Raw genomic sequence first — 21,289 nt, 5'->3', positions numbered from 1 at the left:
TTTCGATCGGAGGCGGGCGTCATGAAGCACATCGACGTGGTGGTGGTCGGCGCGGGACCCACCGGCTGCATGCTCGCGGCCGAGTTGGCGACGGCGGGCCGATCCGTGACGGTGCTCGACAAACGCGCCGCGCCGTCGACCCTCAGCCGCGCATTCGGCGTCCACGCCCGCACTCTCGAGCTGCTCGACGCCCGCGGACTCGCGGACCGTCTCGTGGCCACCGGCGCCGCTTCGCCGGGCCTGAAACTGTGGCGCGGCGCAGCGCTGAACCTCGGGCGCCTGCGGTCCCGCTTCCCGTACGTCCTCGTCACTCCGCAGCAGAACGTCGACGCCCTCCTCGAGGCGCACGCGCGGGAGCGCGGCGCCGACTTCGTCCGGGGTTTCACCGTCACCGGGGTGGAGCAGGACGGGGACGGCGTCCGCGTTCACGGCCACGACGGTTCGGGGCGCGCCGGCACGTTCCACGCGGCGTATGGGGTCGGTGCGGACGGCGCGCACAGCGTGGTGCGGACGTTGATCGGGCAGCCGTTCCCGGGCAGGGCCGTGCTGCGGTCGATCATGCTCGCCGACGTCGAACTCGAGAACCCGCCGGACAACCTCGTGACCGTCAACGCTGTCCGCGACGGCTTCGTCTTCATCGCGCCCTACGGCGACAACCTGTTTCGCGTGATCGCCTGGAACCGCCGACATCAGGTGGACGACAGCGCCCCCGTGGACCGGGAGGAACTGCGCAGCACCATCCGACTCGCGATGGGCACGGACTACGGACTCGGCGACGTGCGGTGGCAGTCGCGATTCCACAGCGACGAACGGCAGGTCCCGCAGTACCGGACGGGCCGGGTGTTCCTCGCGGGCGATGCCGCCCACGTGCATTCACCGGCGGGCGGCCAGGGGATGAACACCGGCATTCAGGACGCGACGAATCTCGGCTGGAAACTCGCGGCCGTTCTCGGCGGCGCGGACGACGCGGTGCTCGACACCTACCACTCCGAGCGGCACCCGGTGGGGCGGATGGTGCTGCGGTCGAGCGGAGCCACGATGCGCATGATGACCGTGCGGCCGTGGATTCTGCGGAAGCTCCGGAACGGCGCGGTGGCAGCGCTACTCGGATTCCCGCCGATCGGCGACGCGGTGGCGCGGATGTTCTCGGGCATCGGAATTGGCTACGGCCACGGAGCCGGCGAGAGCGCCCTGGTGGGCCGGCGCGCCGAAGATCTGCCCACCGACGCCGGCCGACTCTACGAGGTGCTGCGCTCGGGCGGGTTCGTCCTGGTCACCGAGCCGGGGGCGCCCGTTCCCGGCGGCATTCACGCGGTGACCCGGACCGATGCCGGGCCCGCACTGCTCGTCCGTCCCGACGGGTACGTCGCGTGGGCCGGCGACAGCGCGTCGGGACTGTGGCGCCGCGCCCTGGAACGCTGGACCGCCCGCGCCGCGATCGGGGCCGGGCCGGTCAGCCGGTGACCTCCGAGCTGTTGAAGGCCTGCGCCCGCAGGTCCCGCGCGAGGTGATCCCGCTGCTCGAGAACCAGCCGGCGTAGCGCGGCGGGCGCATCGGTGTTGCTCGCGAGCCATTCGTCTGCCGCGTCGAGGTTCGTCTCGGACGGGAACAGCCCGACCACGATCCGCCGGGCGATCTCGATGCTGCGCGTCTCCCACACCGAGCGGATCGCGGCGAAGTAGTCGGCGGCGTATCCCGCGACGAGGTCGTGCCGGGCGCCTGCGCGGAATCCGGCGATGATCGCGCCGAGGTGGTCGTTGGACAAGGTGCGGTCGTGGAAGATCGCGTCCCAGGCCTTCGCCTTCACGTCCGGGTCCGGTCGCGAGAACGTCGCCCGCAGGTACGCGGTCCGGCCGGAACCGGTGTCGTCGCGGCGCAGTTCACCGTCGAGGTCCGCGTCGTCGGCGTGCCCGGTGGCGGCGAGCGCGCCCCTCAGCGCCCACCGCAGGTCCGGGTCGAGAGACAACCCGGCCGGTGCCCGCCCGTCGGTGTCGAGCAGCGACCGGAGGTCCTCCGCGCGACTGTCGTCCACCTCGGCGGCGGCCGCCACCGCACGTGCCCAGGCGAGTTGGCTCCCCGACGCAGGCGGGGCGTCCCACAACGCACGCCACGTGTGGTCGAGCCACTCGCGGCGAGCGGAGCCGCGCGCGGTCTCGGGCAGGTAGTGCTCGATCGCGTAGGGGGCGTTGGCCAGCACGGACGTGAGCAGCGTCAGGTGTGACTCCGCCGGGGAGAACCGCTGGGCCATCGACAGATACCGCTTCGCGCCCAGTTCGCTGTCGCGGGTCGTGTTCCACAGCGACGACCAGATCAGGCCACGCGCCAGCGGGTCCCGCACCCGGTCGAGGGACTGCTCGACGGTGCTCAGCGATCGATCGTCCAGCCGCACCTTCGCGTACGTCAGGTCGGCGTCGTTGAGCACCACGAGCGGCGCGTCGTCGAGGTCGATCGGGGTGCGGGCGTCCGCGAGGTCGACCTCGACCCGCTGTGCACACACGAGATCGCCGGCCGCGTCGAAGTCGTAGCGCCCCACGCCGAGCCGATGTGGGCGCGGATCGGTCTGCACGATCGCGGCGCGCCCGTCGGGGTCCCGTTCCAGGCTCAGCGCGGACACCCCGGTGGTCTGCAACCAGGCGCGTGCCCAGCTCGTCAGGTCCCGGCCCGACGTCGCCGACAGCTCCGTCAGCAGATCCGTGAGGGTGGTGTTCCCGAACGCGTGGGCGCGGAAGTAGCGGCGCGCGCCCTCGAAGAACGCCTCCCGCCCGGCGTACGCGACGAGTTGCTTGAGGACGCTGGCGCCCTTCGCGTACGTGATGCCGTCGAAGTTCAGTTTCGCGGCCTCGAGGTCGACGATGTCCGCGACGATCGGATGCGTCGTCGGCAGCTGGTCCTGCAGGTACGCCCACGCCTTGCGGCGGTTGGCGAAGGCCACCCACGCGTCGGTCCACCGGGTGGCTTCCGCGTTCGCCAGTGCGCCCATGTAGTCGGCGAACGATTCCTTGAGCCACAGGTCGTCCCACCACACCATCGTCACGAGGTCGCCGAACCACATGTGGGCCATCTCGTGCAGGATCGTGTTCGCGCGGCCCTCGTACTGGGAATCCGTGGCGGCGCCGCGGAACACGTACGCCTCGGTGAACGTCACGCAGCCCGGGTTCTCCATGGCCCCGAGGTTGTACTCGGGGACGAACACCTGGTCGTATTTGCCGAACGGGTACGGGCAATCGAAACCGTCCTGGAAGAAGCTCAGCCCCTGCCGCGTGATCTCGAAGATCGTGTCGGCGTCGAGGTACTGCGCGAGCGATGCCCGGCAGAGGACGCCCAGCGGGATCGTGAGGTCGCCGCCGCTCCACTCCGAGTCCACCCGGTGGTACTGCCCGGCCACGACCGCGGTGATGTACGTGGAGATCGGCAGGGTCGGCGCGAACGTGACCACCTGCCCGCCGGTCGTGTCGTCCCGCTCGGCGACCTGCTGGTTGGAGATCACCTCCCACTCCTGCGGCGCGGTGACGACGAACGTGAACGGCGCCTTCAGGTCCGGCTGCTCGAAGCACGCGAACACCCGCCGCGCGTCCGCCGGTTCGTACTGCGTGTAGAGGTACGTCCGGTCGTCGGCCGGGTCGAGGAACCGGTGCAGTCCCTCACCGGAACGGCTGTACTCGCCCCGGGCGGCTACCGTCACGACGTTCGATTCCCGCAGCCCGCTCAACGAGATGCGGGCACCGTCGTAGTCGACGGGGACGCTTGCGCCGTTGACCGTCACGGACTCCACGCCGGCCCCCAGGAAGTCGAGCCAGGTCGTGGACGTGCTCGCGGTGAACTCGACGGTGGTCGTGGTCGCGAACGTCCCGACCTCCGGGTCGACGGCGCCGAGCACGTCCAGTTCCACCCGGTAGTCGAGAACCTCGATCGCGCGGGAACGTTCGGCGGTTTCGGCTCGGGTCAGGTTCGCGGTGCTCACGGGTCGATCCTGCCAGCCGGGCCCGTCGTCCGTGCCGCTACCGGTTGCTCAGCACGGATCCGACGCCCGCCGCGACGACGAGCGCGATCGCGGCGAGCGACTGCAGTCCGAGGACCTGCCCGAGCACGATCACCCCGGCGAGGGTCGCGGCCGCCGGTTCCAGCGCGATGAGTACGGCGAACACCTTCTTGCTCATCACCCGTAGCGCCCGCAGTTCGAGCGAGTACGGAATCACCGAGGACAGCAAGGCGACCGCGGCGCCGACGGCCAGGATCCGGGGATCGAACAGCGCGGTGCCGCCCGACACCGCGCCGAGCGGAATCGTCAGCATCGCTGCGACGATGCTCGCCCCGGCCAGGCCGTCCGCGCTGGGTACCCTCGCGGCGAGGTGTGAGCCGGCGACGATGTAGCCGGCCCAGGCCGTACCGGCGACGAGCGCGAACCCCACCCCCACGAGGTCGAGGGACTCGGCGCCCGAGTTCTCGCGCAGACCGAGCAGGACCACGCCGGTCAGCGCCGCGAGCACCCACACGCCGTCCTGCAGTCTCCGCGACAGCACGGCGGCGAGCGTGAGCGGACCCAGGAATTCGATGGTGACCGCGGTGCCGAGCGGGAGCCGCGCGAGGGCCTCGTAGAACGCCGAGTTCATCACGGCGAGCGCCACTCCGAGTGCGAGAACACCCTGCCGCTGCGTGCGTGTCCACCGTCGCCACCGCGGCCGCACGATCACCCCGAGGATGATCGCCGCGATCGTCAGGCGCAGCGACACGGCGCCGCCTGCGCCGACCGCATCGAACAGGGTGCTCGCGAACGCGGCACCGAACTGGACGGACAGCACCGATCCGAGGACCGAGACGACGGGGAGAAGTTGACTGTGCGGCTCGGCCGTCACGGGTGTGCGCTGCCCGGGGTCACCGGCCGGTGAAGTTCGGAGTGCGGCGGTCGAGCACCGCGCCGACCGCCTCGTGATGGTCCGCGGTGTGGTGGGCGAGCGACTGCATGGCCGCCGACAGTTCGAGGAGGCTCTCGAGGCTCTGGTGACGGCCTTCGCGAAGCAGTTTCTTGGTCATCCGCAGCACCTGCGGCGGGTTGACCGCCACCCGGTCGGCGAGGGCCCGTGCCGCGTCGAGGAGTTCCCCGGGTTCGACGACCTGCGAGACGAGTCCCCATTCGAGCGCCTTCGCGGCGTCGATCGCGTCGCCGGTGAACGCCATCTCGCTGGCCCGCGCCATCCCGACCGCCTGCGGAAGGAACCAGGCGCCGCCGTCGCCGGGAACGAGTCCGACCTTGACGAAGCTCTCGGCGAACACGGCGGCCGTGGAGGCGATCCGCATGTCGCACATCAGTGACAGGTCGCAGCCGGCGCCGATTGCGGGTCCGTTGACGGCGGCGATGGTCGGCACCTCGCAGTGGTAGAGGGCGAGCGGGATGCGCTGGATGCCGTGCCGGTAGCCCTGACGCAGGTCGGCGGGGGAGCCGCCGAACATTCCCGCGCGGTCGCGCATGTGCTTGACGTTGCCGCCGGAGGAGAACGCCGAGCCGGCACCGGTGACGATCGCGGCGCGCACACTGGGATCACCGTTGACGTCGGCCACCGCATTCTCCAGCGCCTCGATCACGTCCGGCTCGGAGATGGGATTACGGGCGTCCGGGCGGTTGAGCGTCCAGGTGACGATGTCGCCTTCGCGGGTGGTGAGCACGGCGTCGGTCATGGACGACTCCCTCGGGTGTGAGCGCGGATTCGAGACCGTCCCAGTCTGTCATTGCGCTCAGATGCCGGTGCGCCGTACCAGTGCGTCGGTGGCGGACGGCGCGAACGTGCCGAGCAGCCGGAACAATTCGGCGTAACTGGGGAGCAGTTCGATCGGCCGCGTGCGCACCGCCGTGACGAACCATTCCGCCGCCTGCTCGGGAGTCAGCGCCGCCATCGCGTCGTAGTCCGTGGTGGGCGCGATCATCGGCGTCCGGACCAAGGGGAAGTCGAGGGTGGTCACCGAGATCCCGCGGTCGCGCAGTTCGGCGCCGAGGCTGCGGCCGAACGCGCCGACGGCCGCCTTGGACGCGTGGTAGGCGGAGAACTTCGGCATGACCCCGGCCGGCACGCCCCACGTCGCGACGTTGATGACGTGCCCCTCGCCGCGTTCGAGCATCGACGGGAGCAACTTCAGGGTCAGCCGCGTCGAGCCGAAGTAGTTGACGGCCATGGTGCGTTCGAAGTCGTGGAAGCGGTCCAGCGAGTCCTCGACGGTCCGCCGGATCGACCGTCCGGCGTTGTTGACGAGAACGTCGACGGGTCCGATCTCCCCGAGCACCCGCGCGACGAGGGCGTCGACGGACTCCGGGTCCGTGAGGTCGCACGGGACGGCGTGGGCGTCGCAACCCGATCGCAGGATGTCGTCGCGCACGGACTCGAGGGCGTCGGAGCCGCGGGCGACGAGGACGACCTCCGCGCCGAGGGTCGCGAGCCGGCGTGCCGCCGCTTCGCCGACGCCCGAGGAACCACCGGTGACGAGGATCCGCTTCCCGGCGACGGTGTGGCCCGTTCCCGGGACCAGTCGGGCTGCCAGGGTGCGCGGGGTGGGGAGTGGATTGAGCGCGGCCTGGGTGAGCATCTGTCGGATCACGTGACCAGGATGTCAGCTCGCCGAGCGATGCGCAGCCGAATAACAATCAATCGTGCTTGCTTTTTTATTGGGTCGGTGTGATGCTGGTCGCATGGCTGAACTGCAGAGGTTCATCGATGATTTGTGCGCCGAGAGCGACTCGCTGGACGCGCTCGTCGCCGACCTCCCCGACACCCGCTGGGCCGATCCGACACCGGCCGAGGGCTGGACCATCGCCCACCAGATCGGACATCTGCTGTGGACCGACGAGGCCGCGCTGCTGGCGATCACCGACCCCGACGGCTTCACCGCGCAACTGACGGTGGCCGCCTCGAACCCCGGTGGATTCGTCGACGCGGGCGCCTCCGAACATGCCCGGCGGCAACCCGCCGAACTCCTGGCGGCGTGGCGCTCGGCGCGGACCCGGCTCGCGGAGGCTCTCCTGGCGCTGCCGCCCGGGCAGAAGATCCTCTGGTATGGCCCGCCGATGAAGGCGGCGTCGATGGCCACCGCCCGGCTGATGGAAACGTGGGCGCACGGCCAGGACGTCGCCGACGCGCTCGGAGTGCCGCGCAAGCCCACCGAGCGGTTGAGGAGCATCGCCCACCTCGGCGTCCGCACCCGCGATTTCGCGTACGCCGTCAACGAACTCGCCCCGCCCGCGGAGGAGTTCCGCGTGGAACTCACTGCCCCCGACGGAGTGTCCGTCTGGACGTGGGGTCCCGAGGGCGCCGCGCAGAAGGTCACCGGACCCGCGGAGGACTTCTGCCTCCTCGTCACCCAGCGCGCGAACCGCGCCGACCTCGCCCTCGACGTCACCGGCGCGGACGCCGACACGTGGCTGAACATCGCTCAGGCCTTCGCGGGCCCGGCGGGCGGCGGCCGTGAGGCGGGAACCCGATGACCGTGCGGATCGGCAACTGCTCCGGCTTCTACGGCGATCGCTTGTCGGCGATGCGCGAGATGCTCGAGGGCGGCGAACTCGACTACCTGACCGGCGACTACCTCGCCGAACTGACCATGCTGATCCTCGGCCGCGACCGCATGAAGGACCCGAACCGCGGCTACGCCAAGACGTTCCTGCGTCAGGCGGAGGACTGCCTCGGGCTGGCCCTGGACCGCGGGGTCCGCATCGTCGCGAACGCCGGCGGGCTCAACCCGGCCGGTCTCGCGGATGCATTGCGGGAGGTGAACGACAGGCTGGGGTTGCAGGCGACGATCGCCCACGTCGAGGGCGACGACCTGATCGGCCGGGCCGCCGAACTGGGGCTGGGCAGCCCGCTGACCGCCAACGCCTACCTCGGCGCGTGGGGCATCGTCGAATGTCTGAACGCCGGCGCCGACGTCGTCGTCACCGGCAGGGTCACCGACGCGTCCGTGATCGTGGGCCCGGCCGCCGCTCATTTCGGCTGGCAGCGAGACGATGTCGATCAGCTCGCCGGCGCCGTGGTCGCGGGGCACATCATCGAGTGCGGCACCCAGGCGACGGGCGGCAACTACGCGTTCTTCACCGAGATCGACGACCTCGACCGCCCCGGGTTCCCGATCGCCGAGATCGACTCGGACGGATCGTCCGTCATCACCAAGCACCCCGGGACCGGCGGCGCCGTCACCGTCGGCACCGTCACCGCACAGTTGCTGTACGAGATCACCGGTGGCCGGTACGCCGGACCTGACGTGACCGCGCGGATCGACTCCGCCGCACTATCGCAGGACGGCCCGGACCGGGTCCGGATCAGCGGCGTCACCGGGGAGCCGCCGCCGCCGCAGCTCAAGGTGTCGCTGAACACGCTCGCCGGTTTCCGCAACGAGGCCGTGTTCGTGCTCACCGGCCTCGACATCGAGGCCAAGGCGGCGCTCGTGAAGCGGCAACTCGAGGGGTGGCTGCCCACCCGGCCCGCCGAACTCGACTGGTCGCTCGCCCGCACCGACCACCCGGACGCCGACACCGAGGAGGCGGCGAGCGCGCTGCTGCGCTGCGTGGTCCGGGACCCCGACGCCAACGCCGTCGGTCGCGGATTCTCCTCCGTCGCAGTCGAAATGGCGCTCGCGAGCTACCCCGGATTCACGCTGACGGCGCCACCCGGGCAGGGGCAGCCCTACGGCGTGTTCACCCCCGGCTACGTGTACGCCAAGGAGGTGCCGCACGTCGCGGTGCTGCCGGACGGCACCCGCGTCGACATCGAACCCGCCACCGACGTCCGGGAACTCGCGGACGTCGACGAGCCCGCGCTCCCGGAACCGCGGCGCGCCGAACCCACGGTCCGGGTCGCGCTCGGCACCGTCGCCGGGGCACGCAGCGGCGACAAGGGCGGCAACGCGAACGTCGGTGTGTGGGTCCGCACCGACGAGCAGTGGCGGTGGCTGGTCCACGCGCTGACCGTCGACGAGGTGAAGCGCCTGCTCCCGGAGGCCGCCGATCTCACCGTCACGAGGTACGTGCTGCCGAAACTGCGCGCCGTCAACTTCGTGATCGAGGGAATCCTCGGGCAGGGCGTCGCGTCCCAGGCCCGGTTCGACCCGCAGGCGAAGGGGCTCGGCGAATGGCTGAGATCCCGGCACCTCGACATACCCGAAGCACTCCTCCCCGAAGGGACACCGTTGTGAGCGTGTGGGACACACCCGAGCGGCAGGAACTGCGCAAGACGGTGCGCAGCTTCGTCGAACGACAGATACTGCCCAACCTGGACGAGTGGGAGCGCGACGGCGAACTGCCCCGCACCCTCCACCGGGAGGCCGCCGAACTGGGACTGCTCGGCGCCGGCTTCCCCGAATCCGTCGGCGGCGAAGGCGGCGACCTCGTCGATGCGGTGCTGATCTGCGAGGAATTCCACCAGGCGGGTGCGTCGGGCGGTGTGTTCGCTTCCCTGTTCACGTCGGGGATCGCGCTGCCGCACCTCGCGGCCGCCGGAGATCCGGAGCAGATCGAGACGTGGGTCCGTCCCACCCTGCGCGGCGAACTCATCGGCTCGCTCGCCATCACCGAACCCGGTGGCGGCTCCGACGTCGGGCACCTGCGGACCACCGCGGTCCGCGACGGCGACCACTTCGTCGTCAACGGGTCCAAGACGTTCATCACCTCCGCCGTCCGCGCCGACTTCGTGGTCACCGCCGTCCGCACCGGCGGCCCCGGCGCGTCCGGGGTCTCCCTCCTCGTGATCGAGAAGGGCACACCCGGATTCGAGGTGGCACGCAAACTCGACAAGATGGGCTGGCGCGCGTCGGACACGGCCGAATTGTCGTTCGCCGACGCACGGGTGCCCGCCGCCAACCTCGTCGGCGAGGAGAACAGCGGGTTCGCGCAGATCGCGCAGGCCTTCCTCACCGAGCGCATCGCCCTCGCCGCGCAGGCCTATGCGAGTGCGCAACGGTGCCTCGACCTCACGCTGGCGTGGGTACGCGACCGTGAGACGTTCGGCCGCCCGCTGATCAGCAGGCAGTCGGTGCAGAACACCGTCACCGAGATGGCCCGCAGAACGGACGTCGCCCGCGTCTACACCAGGGCGCTGGTGGAGCGTTCGCTCGTGTCGAACGAGGACTTCATCGCGGAAGTCTGTTTCGCGAAGAACACCGCCGTCGAGGCCGGCGAGTGGGTGGCCAACCAGGCGGTCCAGTTGTTCGGCGGGCTCGGCTACATGCGGGAGAGCGAAGTGGAACGGCAGTACCGCGACATGCGCATCCTCGGGATCGGCGGCGGCACCACCGAGATCCTGACGGGGCTCGCGGCCAAGCGATTGGGGTATCAGTCATGACCACGTTGAAATCCGCCCTGGACACCGGTTCGGAGGAGTACGCCGCTGCCGCGAACGCGATGACGGAAAAACTCGCCGAGATCGAGACCGAGCACGCCAAGGCGCTCGCAGGCGGCGGCGAGAAATACACCGAGCGGCACAAGAAGCGCGGCAAACTCCTCGCCAGAGAGCGCATCGAACTGCTCCTCGACCCGGACTCGCCGTTCCTCGAACTGTGCCCGCTCGCGGCGTGGGGCAGCGACTTCCCGGTCGGTGCCAGCACTGTGGTGGGCATCGGCGTCGTGGAAGCCGTCGAATGCCTGATCGTCGCGAACGACCCGACGGTCCGCGGCGGAACCAGCAACCCGTGGACGCTGCGGAAGGGATTCCGCGCCAACGACATCGCCCGGCAGAACCGGCTTCCCGTCATCTCCCTCGTGGAATCCGGCGGCGCCGACCTTCCCACGCAGAAGGAAGTGTTCATTCCCGGTGGGCGCATGTTCCGCGACCTCACCCAACTGTCCGCGGCGGGTATTCCGACCATCGCCCTCGTCTTCGGCAACTCGACCGCCGGCGGCGCGTACATCCCCGGCATGTCCGATCACGTCGTCATGATCAAGGAACGGTCCAAGGTGTTCCTCGCCGGGCCGCCCCTGGTCAAGATGGCCACCGGTGAGGAATCCGACGACGAAACCCTGGGCGGCGCCGAGATGCACGCCCGCACGTCCGGTCTCGCCGACTACTTCGCCGTCGACGAGCAGGACGCCATCCGAATCGGGCGCAGCATCGTCAAACGCCTGAACTGGAAGAAGCAGGGCCCGGCGCCGCGCGCGGAGGTCGTCGAGCCGCTCGAGGATCCCGAGGAACTGCTCGGCATCGTCCCCGCCGACCTCAAGATCCCGTTCGACCCCCGCGAAGTCATCGCCCGCATCGTCGACGGCTCCGACTTCGACGAGTTCAAGCCGATGTACGGATCGTCCCTCGTCACCGGCTGGGCCGAACTGCACGGATATCCGGTGGGCATCCTCGCCAACGCGCGCGGCGTGCTGTTCAGCGAGGAATCGCAGAAGGCCACCCAGTTCATCCAGCTGGCCAACCGCTCGAACACCCCGCTGCTGTTCCTGCACAACACGACCGGCTACATGGTCGGCAAGGAGTACGAGGAAGGCGGGATGATCAAGCACGGGTCGATGATGATCAACGCCGTCTCCAACTCCACCGTCCCGCACATCTCGATCCTGCTCGGCGCGTCGTACGGCGCCGGCCACTACGGCATGTGCGGACGCGCGTTCGACCCCCGATTCCTGTTCGCCTGGCCGAGTTCCAAGTCCGCCGTCATGGGCGGCGCGCAGCTGGCCGGCGTCATCTCCATCGTCAGCCGGGCCTCCGCGGAGGCGCGGGGGCAGGCGTTCGACGAAGAAGCCGACGCCGGGATGCGCGCGATGATCGAGAACCAGATCGAGGCCGAATCGGTGCCGATGTTCCTGTCCGGTCGCCTCTACGACGACGGCGTCATCGACCCGCGCGACACCCGCACCGTGGTGGGAATGTGCCTGTCGGCCATTGCCAACGCCCCGATCGAAGGCGCCGAGAATTTCGGCGTCTTCCGGATGTGAGGCACTGATGACCGACCCCGTTGCTCCGCTCGCCCCTGCCATGATCCAGTCCGTACTGGTTGCCAACCGCGGCGAGATCGCCCGCCGCATCTTCGCCACCTGCCGCCGCGCAGGCATCGGGACCGTCGCCGTGTTCTCGGACGCCGACGCACTCAGTCCGCACGTCACCGAGGCCGACGCCGCGGTCCGGTTGCCGGGCAACAGTCCCGCCGACACCTATCTGCGCGGTGACCTCGTCATCGAGGCGGCGCTCCTGGCGGGTGCCGACGCCATTCACCCCGGCTACGGGTTCCTGTCCGAGAACGCGGAATTCGCGCGCGCCGTCCACGATGCGGGGCTGACGTGGATCGGACCGCCCGCGCCCGCCATCGAGATGATGGGTTCCAAGGTCGAGTCCAAGAAGTTGATGGCCGCCGCTGGGGTCCCGGTGCTGGCCGAACTCGATCCGGACGCCGTCACCGAAGCCGATCTGCCGGTGCTCGTCAAGGCGTCCGCGGGCGGCGGCGGACGTGGGATGCGCGTGGTGCGTGAACTCGCGGACCTTCCGGAACAGCTGGAAGGCGCGCGGCGCGAAGCGCAATCGGCGTTCGGCGACCCGACCGTGTTCTGCGAGCGCTACCTCGAGACGGGCAGGCACATCGAGGTCCAGGTGATGGCCGACCGGCACGGAACCGTGTGGGCGGTGGGGGAGCGTGAGTGCTCCATCCAGCGCCGGCACCAGAAGGTGGTAGAGGAGGCGCCGTCGCCGCTGGTCGAGGCCGTCCCCGGAATGCGTGAGCGGCTGTTCGAGGCCGCCCGGGTCGCGGCGAAGGCCATCGACTACGAGGGGGCGGGGACGGTCGAGTTCCTGGCCGACAACCAGGGTGACTTCTTCTTTCTGGAGATGAACACCCGCCTGCAGGTGGAGCACCCGGTCACCGAATGCACCACCGGTCTCGACCTGGTGGACCTGCAACTGCAGGTGGCATCGGGTCTGGCACTCGACGCCGATTCGCCCGCCGTGTCGGGCCATTCCATCGAGGTCCGGCTGTACGCCGAGGACCCCGCGCAGAACTGGCAGCCGCAGAGCGGACCGGTCCACCGCCTGGCGCTACCCGGCAGCGCGGTCGAATTCGACGTTCTCCGCACGCCGGGCATCCGCCTCGACTCCGGGGTGGTCGACGGGTCCACCGTCGGCGTGCACTACGACCCGATGCTCGCGAAGGTCATCTCGTTCGCGCCCACCCGGACGCAGGCAGCGACCCGGCTGGCGACGGCACTGGGCCGCGCGCAGATCCACGGTCTGCGCACCAACCGCGACCTCCTGGTCAACGTGCTCCGCCACCCGGCATTCCTCGCAGGCGACACGGACACCGCCTTTTTCGACACCCACGGGCTGGACGTACTCGCGCAACCGCTGGCGTCGGCGGCGACCGAGCGACTGTCGGCGCTGGCCGCCGCCCTCGCCGACGCCGCGCACAACCGTGACGTCGCGACGGTCGACTCGACGCTCCCCAGCGGGTGGCGGAACCTGGCGTCCGCGCCGCAGTGCAAGACGTTCACCGGTACCGGCGGCGACGTCGAGATCCGATACCTGCTCACCCGGTACGGGCTGAAGGCGGAGGGTTTCGACGACGTCTCACTCGTGTCCGCGACGGCACGGCACGTCGCACTGGACGTGGCGGGGCTGCGCCGCTCGTTCGAGGTGTCCCGGTACGGGGACGACGTCTTCGTCGACTCCGCGCTGGGCCCGGTGAGCCTAACCGCCGCACCACGATTCACCGATCCGAGTGCCGTCGTCGCCGAGGGGTCGCTGCTCGCACCGATGCCGGGTTCCGTGATCCGCGTCGGCGCCGCGGTCGGTGATGCGGTGACCGCCAGTCAGCCGATCGTGTGGCTCGAGGCGATGAAGATGGAACACACGATCAAGGCGCCGGCCTCCGGTGTCCTCACCGAACTGTCCGTGACCGTCGGCACGCAGGTCGACGTGGGAACAGTCCTGGCAGTAGTCGAAGCAGCGCACGCTGAAGGAGAATCATGAGCTTCATCGAGACAGAAGAACAGAAGGAACTCCGCGCGTCCGTGTCGAGGCTCGGGGAGCGCTTCAACTACGTCGACTACGTGCTTCCGCGGGCGCGGCGCGGCGAACCGCTCACCGAATTATGGAACGAGGCGGGCAAACTCGGCTTCCTCGGCGTCAACCTCCCCGAGGAATACGGTGGCGGCGGCGCGGGCATCTACGAATTGGCGCTCGTCCAGGAAGAACTCGCCGCCCACGGCGCCGGACTCCTGCTGGTGGTCGTCTCGCCCGCCATCTGCGGCACGATCATCGGCAAGTACGGCACGGCGGAGCAGAAGCAGAAGTGGCTCCCCGGACTCGCCGACGGCTCGAAGATCATGGCGTTCGGCATCACCGAGGCCGACGCGGGGTCCAACTCGCACCAGATCACGACCACTGCTTGCCGAGACGGCGAGGATTGGCTGCTGTCGGGGAACAAGATCTATATCTCCGGTGTCGACCAGGCCGACGCCGTCCTGATCGTCGCGCGGACCGAGGACTCGAAGACCGGCAAGCTGAAGCCTGCGCTGTTCATCGTCCCCACCGACGCCGAGAATTTCGTGAAGACGCCGATGGAGATGGACATCGTCGAGCCCGACCACCAGTTCATGCTGTTCCTCGACGACGTCCGGTTGCCCGCCGACGCGCTTGTCGGCGAGGCCGACGCGGCTCTGATGCAGCTGTTCGCGGGCCTCAACCCCGAACGCATCCTCGGCGCGTCGATGGCGATCGGCATGGGCCGCTACGCGCTCGACGCCGCGGTGCGGTTCGCGAAGGAGCGCACGGTGTGGAAGGAGCCGATCGGCACACACCAGGGCATCTCGCATCCGCTGGCGCAGATCAAGATCGAACTCGAACTCGCGAAGCTGATGATGCAGAAGGCCGCGGTCCTCTACGACAGCGGCGACGACTTCGGCGCCGCCGAGGCCGCCAACATGGCCAAGTACGCCGCCGCCGAGGCCAGCATCAAGGCACTCGACCAGGCCGTCCAGACGCACGGCGGCGCCGGCCTGACCAAGGAGTACGGCCTCGCGGCGATGCTCGGCGCGGCCCGCATCGGCCGCGTCGCGCCGGTGAGCAGGGAAATGGTCCTCAACTTCGTCGCCCAGCACTCGCTCGGGCTGCCGAAGTCGTACTGATGTCGAACGGACAGCACATGACCGACGTGGAAGCCGACCGGTACGTCCGGTACGAGGTGGATCGAGGGTTCGCCACCCTCACCCTCGACTCGCCCCACAACAGGAACGCGATCTCCGGCAGGCTCGTGGACGAGTTGCTGCAGGGATTGCGGGACGCCGCCGCGGACATCGACGTCCGCGGCGTCGTCCTCACCCACACCGGTGGCACGTTCTGCGCCGGGGCGGATCTGAGCGAGACGTCCGGCGACGTCGGCTCGCGCACCCGGCAGATGGCCGAACTGCTGCGCGTCATCGTGGAGCTGCCGAAACCGGTGATCGCCCGGATCGACGGTCACGTCCGGGCCGGGGGCATGGGGCTGGTCGGGGCGTGCGACCTCGCCGTCGCCGGCCCGCGCAGCACGTTCGCGCTCACCGAGGTCCGGCTCGGGCTCGCCGCGTCGATCATCTCGCTGACCGTGCTGCCCCGCATCGATTCGCGCGCCGCGAGCCGCTACCTGCTGACGGGCGAGAAGTTCGGCGCCCACGAGGCGGAGGCGATCGGGCTGATCAGCGAGTCCGCCGAGGATCCCGCCGACACCGTCGAGGAATTGCTGGACCAGTTGCGGCAGGCGTCGCCGCAGGGTCTGGCCGAATCGAAGACGTTGACCACCCGCGGTGTGCTCGCCGACTTCGACCGCTACACCGACGAGCTGACCGCCCAGTCGGCGAGGCTGTTCGAATCCGAAGAGGCGCGGGAAGGCATGATGGCGTTTCTGCAGAAGCGGCCGCCGAGATGGGCCTCCGGCCCTGTGCGTGGTTGACGAGTCTCAGGACTCGACGGTCACGCACGGGCGCGCAGCGCGACGAGAGGAAGTGACACATGACCCGCGAACCGAAGCAGGACCGTAGCCGGGTCACGCGCGGACATCTCCTCGAGGTCACCATCGACTGCCTCGCGGAACTGGGCTGGGGCGCGACGACGGTGAGCCTCGTCGCCCAGCGCGCCGGCGTGTCCCGCGGCGCGACCCAGCACCATTTCCCCACCCGCGAAGACCTCATCACCGCGGCGCTCGAGGTCATGTTCGACGCCCGGATGGAGCAGGCCCGGCGCGAGGCCACCGACCTGCCGACCGGGGAGGGGCGCACCGAGGCGGTGGTGTCGCGGCTCGTCGACTACTACACCGGCACCCTGTTCAAGGCGGCGCTGCAGGTGTGGACGGCGGCCGCCGCCGACCCGGAACTGCGGGCCCGGATCGTGCCGCTCGAGGAACGGTTCGGGCGGGTCGCGCACCGTACCGCCGTCGAACACTTCGGGTTCGACGACGCCGATCCGGTGGCGCACCGGCTCGTCCAGGCCACCCTCGATCTCGCCCGCGGACTCGGCCTGGCCGACGTGCTCACGGACGACTCCAAGAGGCGCGCGGAGATCGTGCGGCAGTGGGCTGCGCAGTTGGACGCCGCACTACCGCGGTGCGGTGAATCGGCAGAGCCGCGGTGCGGTGAATCGGCAGAGCCGCGGGGCGGTAGATCTGTAGAGCCCGGGCGCCTCGACGTGGCCGTTCTCGACTGACCGGGCAAAGATCGCGGCGATCGGTAGAGTCACCGACCATGGGCCGGAAATGGGGAGCGCTCGTCCTGATCGCCGTCGCGGCCGGTCTGGCCGGTTGTGGGGGAGACGGAGACGATTCCGGTACCGCACCCGCCGCACAGAGTCTTCCGCAGGTGACCGATCCGGGCCCGTTCTTCGGCCAGTGCGGTTCGGTCACCGACGACGAGGTGGCGAAGGCGTTCGGCATGCCTCCCTTCACCGGGGTGACGCGCAATTCCGTCGGCTGCGAGTGGGAAACCGCGGGAATAGGCGGTCCCAGCGTCACGTTCTCCTGGTACCGCGGCAGTCCGATCGGCCGCGAGCGGGCGGGTTCGGAACTGATCGGCAGGCCGGCCACCGACATCGACGTCCAGGGACATCCCGGATTCATCGCGTCGTCCGAAGGAATTCTGTGTGAACTCGGTGTGGAGTTCGGCGGTGACTTCGTGCACTGGTCGGTGATGTATGCGGACGCGCAACCCGCGGCCGATCCGTGCACGGTGGCGCGCGACCTCGCCGAACTCAGCGTGTCGAGGGCCAAGTGAGCGGGGGAGTGATGGGCAGGCGGACGTGGCGCGCCGTGCGGGTGCTGACCGCGGCCACCGCAGTCGGGCTGATCGCGGGGTGCGGGTCGACGATCGAGGGCTCACCGAGGGTGGAGGGCAGTTCCTCCTCGGGGGACACCGAACAGTTCACGGCCCTGCTCGAGGAGTGCAACGCGGTCGCCGACGAACAGATCGCGCAGACCGTCGGCGCCGACGCCATCCAACGGGGCTTCTTCGGCGCGATCTGCCGCTGGGACGCGGTCGGCGCCAACGGTCCCGTGAAGGTGACGTTCAACTGGTTCGAGACGGGTTCCCTCGACACGGAGAAGTCGACCGCGGAGAAGCTCGGCTACGCGGTGGAAGCGTCCACCATCCAGGGGCGCAGGGCCGTCGTGATGCGTCCGCCCGGCGATCCGGGGGCGTGCGGAGTGACGGTCGGGTCGCCCTCCTCGGGCGTCGTCGGCTGGTGGGTACAGTTCCAGACGGGGGCGGCAGACCCGTGCCAGGCGGCATCGACGCTTGCGGATCTGACGCTCAATCTGAGTAGTTGATGTGCCCGTGTCCGTACCGACAGCTTCAAGCAGTACCGCCCATCGCAGGTCAGCCCTTACCATTGCCCGCCCACTTTGACCTTCCGGCGCGCCGCCGGGTATCGTTGTGGGTCGTGTCCGGCATGCCCGGGCCGGTTTGTGTGCCTAGCGAGGTATTGCCGTGCGCGCGTTCGTGCAGTTTTCTGCATGGAACGAGCATCCGGCTGCCTGTGTGGGGGTATGCGACACACCCGACCTCGGGTGCAGCTCGAGGGGCGGGTGAGGGGCAGCAGCTCTCTTGCCCCAACTGCTAGATCCCTAATTTCAGAACAGCCAAGGTTGCTTGTCCAGAGCAGTCTGTTCAACACGAAGAAAGCCGGTAAATGCCAACCATCAACCAGCTGGTCCGCAAGGGCCGCCGCGACAAGACCGCGAAGGTCAAGACGGCAGCCCTCAAGGGCAGCCCGCAGCGTCGTGGCGTGTGCACCCGCGTGTACACCACCACCCCGAAGAAGCCGAACTCGGCGCTCCGTAAGGTCGCGCGTGTGCGCTTGACCAGCTCCGTCGAGGTCACCGCTTACATCCCGGGCGAGGGCCACAACCTGCAGGAGCACTCGATGGTGCTCGTCCGCGGTGGTCGTGTGAAGGACCTCCCCGGTGTGCGCTACAAGATCATCCGCGGCTCCCTCGACACCCAGGGTGTCAAGGGCCGCAAGCAGGCCCGCAGCCGCTACGGCGCCAAGAAGGAGAAGAGCTAATGCCACGTAAGGGCCCCGCTCCGAAGCGCCCGCTCATCAACGACCCGGTCTACGGTTCGCCTCTGGTGACGCAGCTCGTCAACAAGATTCTCCTGGACGGCAAGAAGTCCACCGCCGAGCGCATCGTGTACGAAGCACTCGAGCAGGCGCGCGAGAAGACCGGCACCGATCCGGTCGTCACCCTCAAGCGCGCACTGGACAACGTCAAGCCCGCCCTCGAGGTTCGCAGCCGCCGTGTCGGTGGCGCCACCTACCAGGTGCCGGTCGAGGTCCGTCCGGGCCGCTCCACCACCCTCGCGCTCCGCTGGCTCGTGACCTTCTCCCGGCAGCGTCGTGAGAAGACGATGGTTGAGCGTCTCGCCAACGAGCTCCTCGATGCCAGCAACGGCCTGGGTGCCGCTGTGAAGCGTCGTGAGGACACTCACAAGATGGCCGAAGCCAACAAGGCATTCGCCCACTACCGCTGGTGACGTCACGTCGGAGCAGTCACCTACCGTGACTGCTCCGGCGTCGTCGCACGTCGGGCCCCTACCGGGGACCGGCTGATCTACAACTCGAGACAATGGCCCCGCTGGTGGAACACCGGGGAGGCCGACACCCGATACACGAGCTACGAGCGGGGAAGAATCCTGTGGCACAGGAAGTGCTGACCGACCTGAACAAGGTCCGCAACATCGGCATCATGGCGCACATCGATGCCGGCAAGACCACGACCACCGAGCGCATCCTGTTCTACACCGGTGTCAACTACAAGATCGGTGAGACGCACGACGGTGCCTCGACCACGGACTGGATGGAACAGGAGAAGGAACGCGGCATCACGATCACCTCTGCCGCGGTGACCTGCTTCTGGAACAACAACCAGATCAACATCATCGACACGCCGGGCCACGTCGACTTCACCGTCGAGGTGGAGCGTTCGCTCCGCGTGCTCGACGGCGCCGTCGCAGTGTTCGACGGCAAAGAGGGCGTCGAGCCCCAGTCGGAGCAGGTGTGGCGTCAGGCCGCCAAGTACGACGTTCCGCGCATCTGTTTCGTCAACAAGATGGACAAGATGGGCGCGGACTTCTACTTCACGGTCCAGACCATCATCGACCGCCTCGGCGCGAAGCCGCTCGTCCTGCAGCTGCCGATCGGCGCCGAGGACGACTTCGACGGTGTCGTCGACCTGGTCGAGATGAAGGCTGTCACCTGGCGTGGCACGGTCGCCATCGGCGCCGAGCCCACCATCGAGGAGATCCCGGCCGATCTGGCCGACAAGGCTGCCGAGTACCGCGAGAAGCTGCTCGAGACGGTTGCCGAGTCCGACGAGAAGCTCATGGAGAAGTACTTCGCCGGCGAGGAGCTCAGCGTCGAGGAGATCAAGGGCGCCATCCGCAAGATGACGGTCAACTCCGAGCTGTACCCGGTGCTGTGCGGTTCCGCGTTCAAGAACAAGGGCGTTCAGCCCATGCTCGACGCAGTCATCGACTACCTGCCGAACCCGCTGGACATCGGCGAGGTCCAGGGTCACGCCCTCGGCAACGAAGAGGACATCCTCACGCGTAAGCCGAGCAAGGACGAGCCGTTCTCGGCTCTGGCCTTCAAGATCGCTGCGCACCCGTTCTTCGGCAAGCTGACGTTCGTCCGCGTGTACTCCGGCCGGATCGATCCGGGCGCCCAGGTCATGAACGCGACCAAGGGCAAGAAGGAGCGCATCGGAAAGCTCTTCCAGATGCACGCCAACAAGGAGAACCCGGTCGACGAGGCCGTGGCCGGCCACATCTACGCCATGATCGGTCTGAAGGACACCACCACCGGTGACACCCTCTGCGATCAGAGCAACCCGATCGTGCTCGAGTCCATGAGCTTCCCGGACCCGGTCATCCAGGTTTCGATCGAGCCCAAGACCAAGTCCGACCAGGAGAAGCTGGGCACCGCGATCCAGAAGCTCGCCGAAGAGGACCCGACGTTCTCCGTCGAACTCGACGACGAGACCGGCCAGACCGTCATCGGCGGCATGGGCGAGCTCCACCTCGACATCCTCGTCGACCGCATGCGTCGCGAGTTCAAGGTCGAGGCGAACGTCGGCAAGCCGCAGGTCGCGTACCGCGAGACCATCACCAAGAAGGTCGAGAAGCACGAGTTCACCCACAAGAAGCAGACCGGTGGTTCGGGTCAGTTCGCCAAGGTGATCATCGCGCTCGAGCCCTTCGTCGGTGAGGACGGCGCCACCTACGAGTTCGAGAACAAGGTCTCCGGTGGCCGCGTTCCGCGTGAGTACATCCCCTCCGTGGACGCCGGTGCGCAGGACGCCATGCAGTACGGCGTTCTCGCCGGCTACCCGCTGGTGAACATGAAGCTGACGCTGCTCGACGGTGCGTACCACGACGTCGACTCGTCGGAAATGGCCTTCAAGGTTGCCGGTTCGCAGGCGCTGAAGGAAGCCGCCCGCAAGGCCGGCCCGGTCATTCTCGAGCCGCTCATGGCTGTCGAGGTCACGACACCCGAGGAGTACATGGGTGACGTGATCGGCGACCTGAACTCCCGCCGTGGCCAGATCCAGGCCATGGAGGAACGCAGTGGTGCCCGTGTCGTGAAGGCGCTGGTTCCGCTCTCGGAGATGTTTGGTTACATCGGTGATCTGCGGTCGAAGACCCAGGGCCGGGCGAACTTCTCCATGGTGTTCGATTCCTACGCAGAGGTTCCCGCGAACGTCTCGAAGGAAATCATCGCCAAGGCGACCGGCGAGTAACCTCGGTTCCAGCCGGCCGAAGCACGACACAGTAATAACAACCGCACTGCTGCATACCGCAAGCATC

Annotated in this window: 18 protein-coding genes; 14 read left to right on the top strand and 4 right to left on the bottom strand. The window is 68.8% G+C overall.

All coding sequences use genetic code 11. The annotated features are described in order from the left end of the window. Positions 1-21 precede the first annotated feature (21 nt). The gene (locus tag P3H15_RS04705; protein WP_276136170.1) at positions 22-1,464 is read left to right on the top strand and encodes an FAD-dependent oxidoreductase; all 1,443 of its coding nucleotides are present in this window, start codon (positions 22-24) and stop codon (positions 1,462-1,464) included. On the opposite strand, the gene pepN is transcribed toward P3H15_RS04705, so the two are convergent. Genes pepN through P3H15_RS04685 form a run of 4 tightly spaced genes read right to left on the bottom strand, consistent with a single transcriptional unit; the run spans position 1,454 to position 6,585 of the window. Further along, entirely contained in the window at positions 1,454-3,961 is a 2,508-nt protein-coding gene (gene pepN / locus P3H15_RS04700) for an aminopeptidase N (protein ID WP_276136169.1), read from the bottom strand. The genes P3H15_RS04705 and pepN overlap by 11 nt on opposite strands. 37 nt (positions 3,962-3,998) lie before the next feature. After that, on the bottom strand, positions 3,999-4,853 hold the full coding sequence (locus P3H15_RS04695) for a DMT family transporter (protein WP_276136168.1): 855 nt from the start codon (positions 4,851-4,853) through the stop codon (positions 3,999-4,001). A 19-nt stretch (positions 4,854-4,872) separates the two neighbouring features. After that, positions 4,873-5,673: a crotonase/enoyl-CoA hydratase family protein gene (locus P3H15_RS04690; protein WP_276136167.1), complete on the bottom strand. Its 801-nt coding sequence runs from the start codon at positions 5,671-5,673 to the stop codon at positions 4,873-4,875. Between the two features lie 57 nt (positions 5,674-5,730). Then, complete coding sequence (locus P3H15_RS04685) at positions 5,731-6,585, bottom strand: SDR family oxidoreductase (RefSeq protein ID WP_276136166.1); 855 nt, start codon at positions 6,583-6,585, stop codon at positions 5,731-5,733. Positions 6,586-6,676: 91 nt separating this feature from the next. On the opposite strand from P3H15_RS04685, the gene P3H15_RS04680 reads away from it, so the two are divergent. The 13 genes from P3H15_RS04680 to fusA all read left to right on the top strand — a co-directional run bounded on the left by P3H15_RS04680 (position 6,677) and on the right by fusA (position 21,222). Continuing rightward, complete coding sequence (locus P3H15_RS04680) at positions 6,677-7,468, top strand: TIGR03084 family metal-binding protein (RefSeq protein WP_276136164.1); 792 nt, start codon at positions 6,677-6,679, stop codon at positions 7,466-7,468. Continuing rightward, positions 7,465-9,171, top strand: a complete 1,707-nt coding sequence (locus P3H15_RS04675; protein WP_276136163.1) for an acyclic terpene utilization AtuA family protein — start codon at positions 7,465-7,467, stop codon at positions 9,169-9,171. The genes P3H15_RS04680 and P3H15_RS04675 overlap by 4 nt, the downstream gene beginning before the upstream one ends. Next, positions 9,168-10,316 carry an acyl-CoA dehydrogenase family protein gene (locus P3H15_RS04670; RefSeq protein WP_276136162.1) on the top strand — a complete coding sequence of 383 codons (1,149 nt, stop codon included), beginning with the start codon at positions 9,168-9,170 and terminating at the stop codon, positions 10,314-10,316. The genes P3H15_RS04675 and P3H15_RS04670 overlap by 4 nt, the downstream gene beginning before the upstream one ends. After that, positions 10,313-11,911 carry an acyl-CoA carboxylase subunit beta gene (locus tag P3H15_RS04665; protein WP_276136161.1) on the top strand — a complete coding sequence of 533 codons (1,599 nt, stop codon included), beginning with the start codon at positions 10,313-10,315 and terminating at the stop codon, positions 11,909-11,911. Before P3H15_RS04670 ends, P3H15_RS04665 begins: the two co-directional genes overlap by 4 nt. A gap of 40 nt (positions 11,912-11,951) precedes the next feature. Further along, positions 11,952-13,931: a biotin carboxylase N-terminal domain-containing protein gene (locus P3H15_RS04660; protein ID WP_276136201.1), complete on the top strand. Its 1,980-nt coding sequence runs from the start codon at positions 11,952-11,954 to the stop codon at positions 13,929-13,931. Beyond that, entirely contained in the window at positions 13,928-15,088 is a 1,161-nt protein-coding gene (locus P3H15_RS04655; protein ID WP_276136160.1) for an acyl-CoA dehydrogenase family protein, read from the top strand. The genes P3H15_RS04660 and P3H15_RS04655 overlap by 4 nt, the downstream gene beginning before the upstream one ends. After that, positions 15,088-15,888 carry an enoyl-CoA hydratase family protein gene (locus P3H15_RS04650; protein ID WP_276136159.1) on the top strand — a complete coding sequence of 267 codons (801 nt, stop codon included), beginning with the start codon at positions 15,088-15,090 and terminating at the stop codon, positions 15,886-15,888. Before P3H15_RS04655 ends, P3H15_RS04650 begins: the two co-directional genes overlap by 1 nt. A 59-nt stretch (positions 15,889-15,947) precedes the next feature. Continuing rightward, positions 15,948-16,637, top strand: coding sequence for a TetR/AcrR family transcriptional regulator (locus tag P3H15_RS04645; RefSeq protein ID WP_276136158.1), 690 nt, complete (start codon positions 15,948-15,950; stop codon positions 16,635-16,637). Between the two features lie 38 nt (positions 16,638-16,675). Next, entirely contained in the window at positions 16,676-17,200 is a 525-nt protein-coding gene (locus tag P3H15_RS04640) for a DUF3558 domain-containing protein (RefSeq protein ID WP_276136157.1), read from the top strand. Between the two features lie 11 nt (positions 17,201-17,211). After that, positions 17,212-17,751 carry a DUF3558 domain-containing protein gene (locus tag P3H15_RS04635; RefSeq protein ID WP_276136200.1) on the top strand — a complete coding sequence of 180 codons (540 nt, stop codon included), beginning with the start codon at positions 17,212-17,214 and terminating at the stop codon, positions 17,749-17,751. A 362-nt stretch (positions 17,752-18,113) separates the two neighbouring features. After that, the gene (rpsL, locus tag P3H15_RS04630; RefSeq protein ID WP_005252198.1) at positions 18,114-18,488 is read left to right on the top strand and encodes a 30S ribosomal protein S12; all 375 of its coding nucleotides are present in this window, start codon (positions 18,114-18,116) and stop codon (positions 18,486-18,488) included. Beyond that, positions 18,488-18,958: a 30S ribosomal protein S7 gene (rpsG, locus tag P3H15_RS04625; RefSeq protein ID WP_005252199.1), complete on the top strand. Its 471-nt coding sequence runs from the start codon at positions 18,488-18,490 to the stop codon at positions 18,956-18,958. The genes rpsL and rpsG overlap by 1 nt, the downstream gene beginning before the upstream one ends. Positions 18,959-19,119: 161 nt before the next feature. Continuing rightward, positions 19,120-21,222, top strand: a complete 2,103-nt coding sequence (gene fusA / locus P3H15_RS04620) for an elongation factor G (RefSeq protein ID WP_276136156.1) — start codon at positions 19,120-19,122, stop codon at positions 21,220-21,222. Positions 21,223-21,289: the final 67 nt, after the last annotated feature.

It is taken from the genome of Rhodococcus sp. T2V (genome assembly GCF_029269925.1).
In the GTDB taxonomy this organism is placed as follows: domain Bacteria; phylum Actinomycetota; class Actinomycetes; order Mycobacteriales; family Mycobacteriaceae; genus Rhodococcus_F; species Rhodococcus_F koreensis.
The sequence above is the reverse complement of the archived record's forward strand: the minus strand, read 5'-3'. Positions and strand labels throughout refer to the sequence as shown.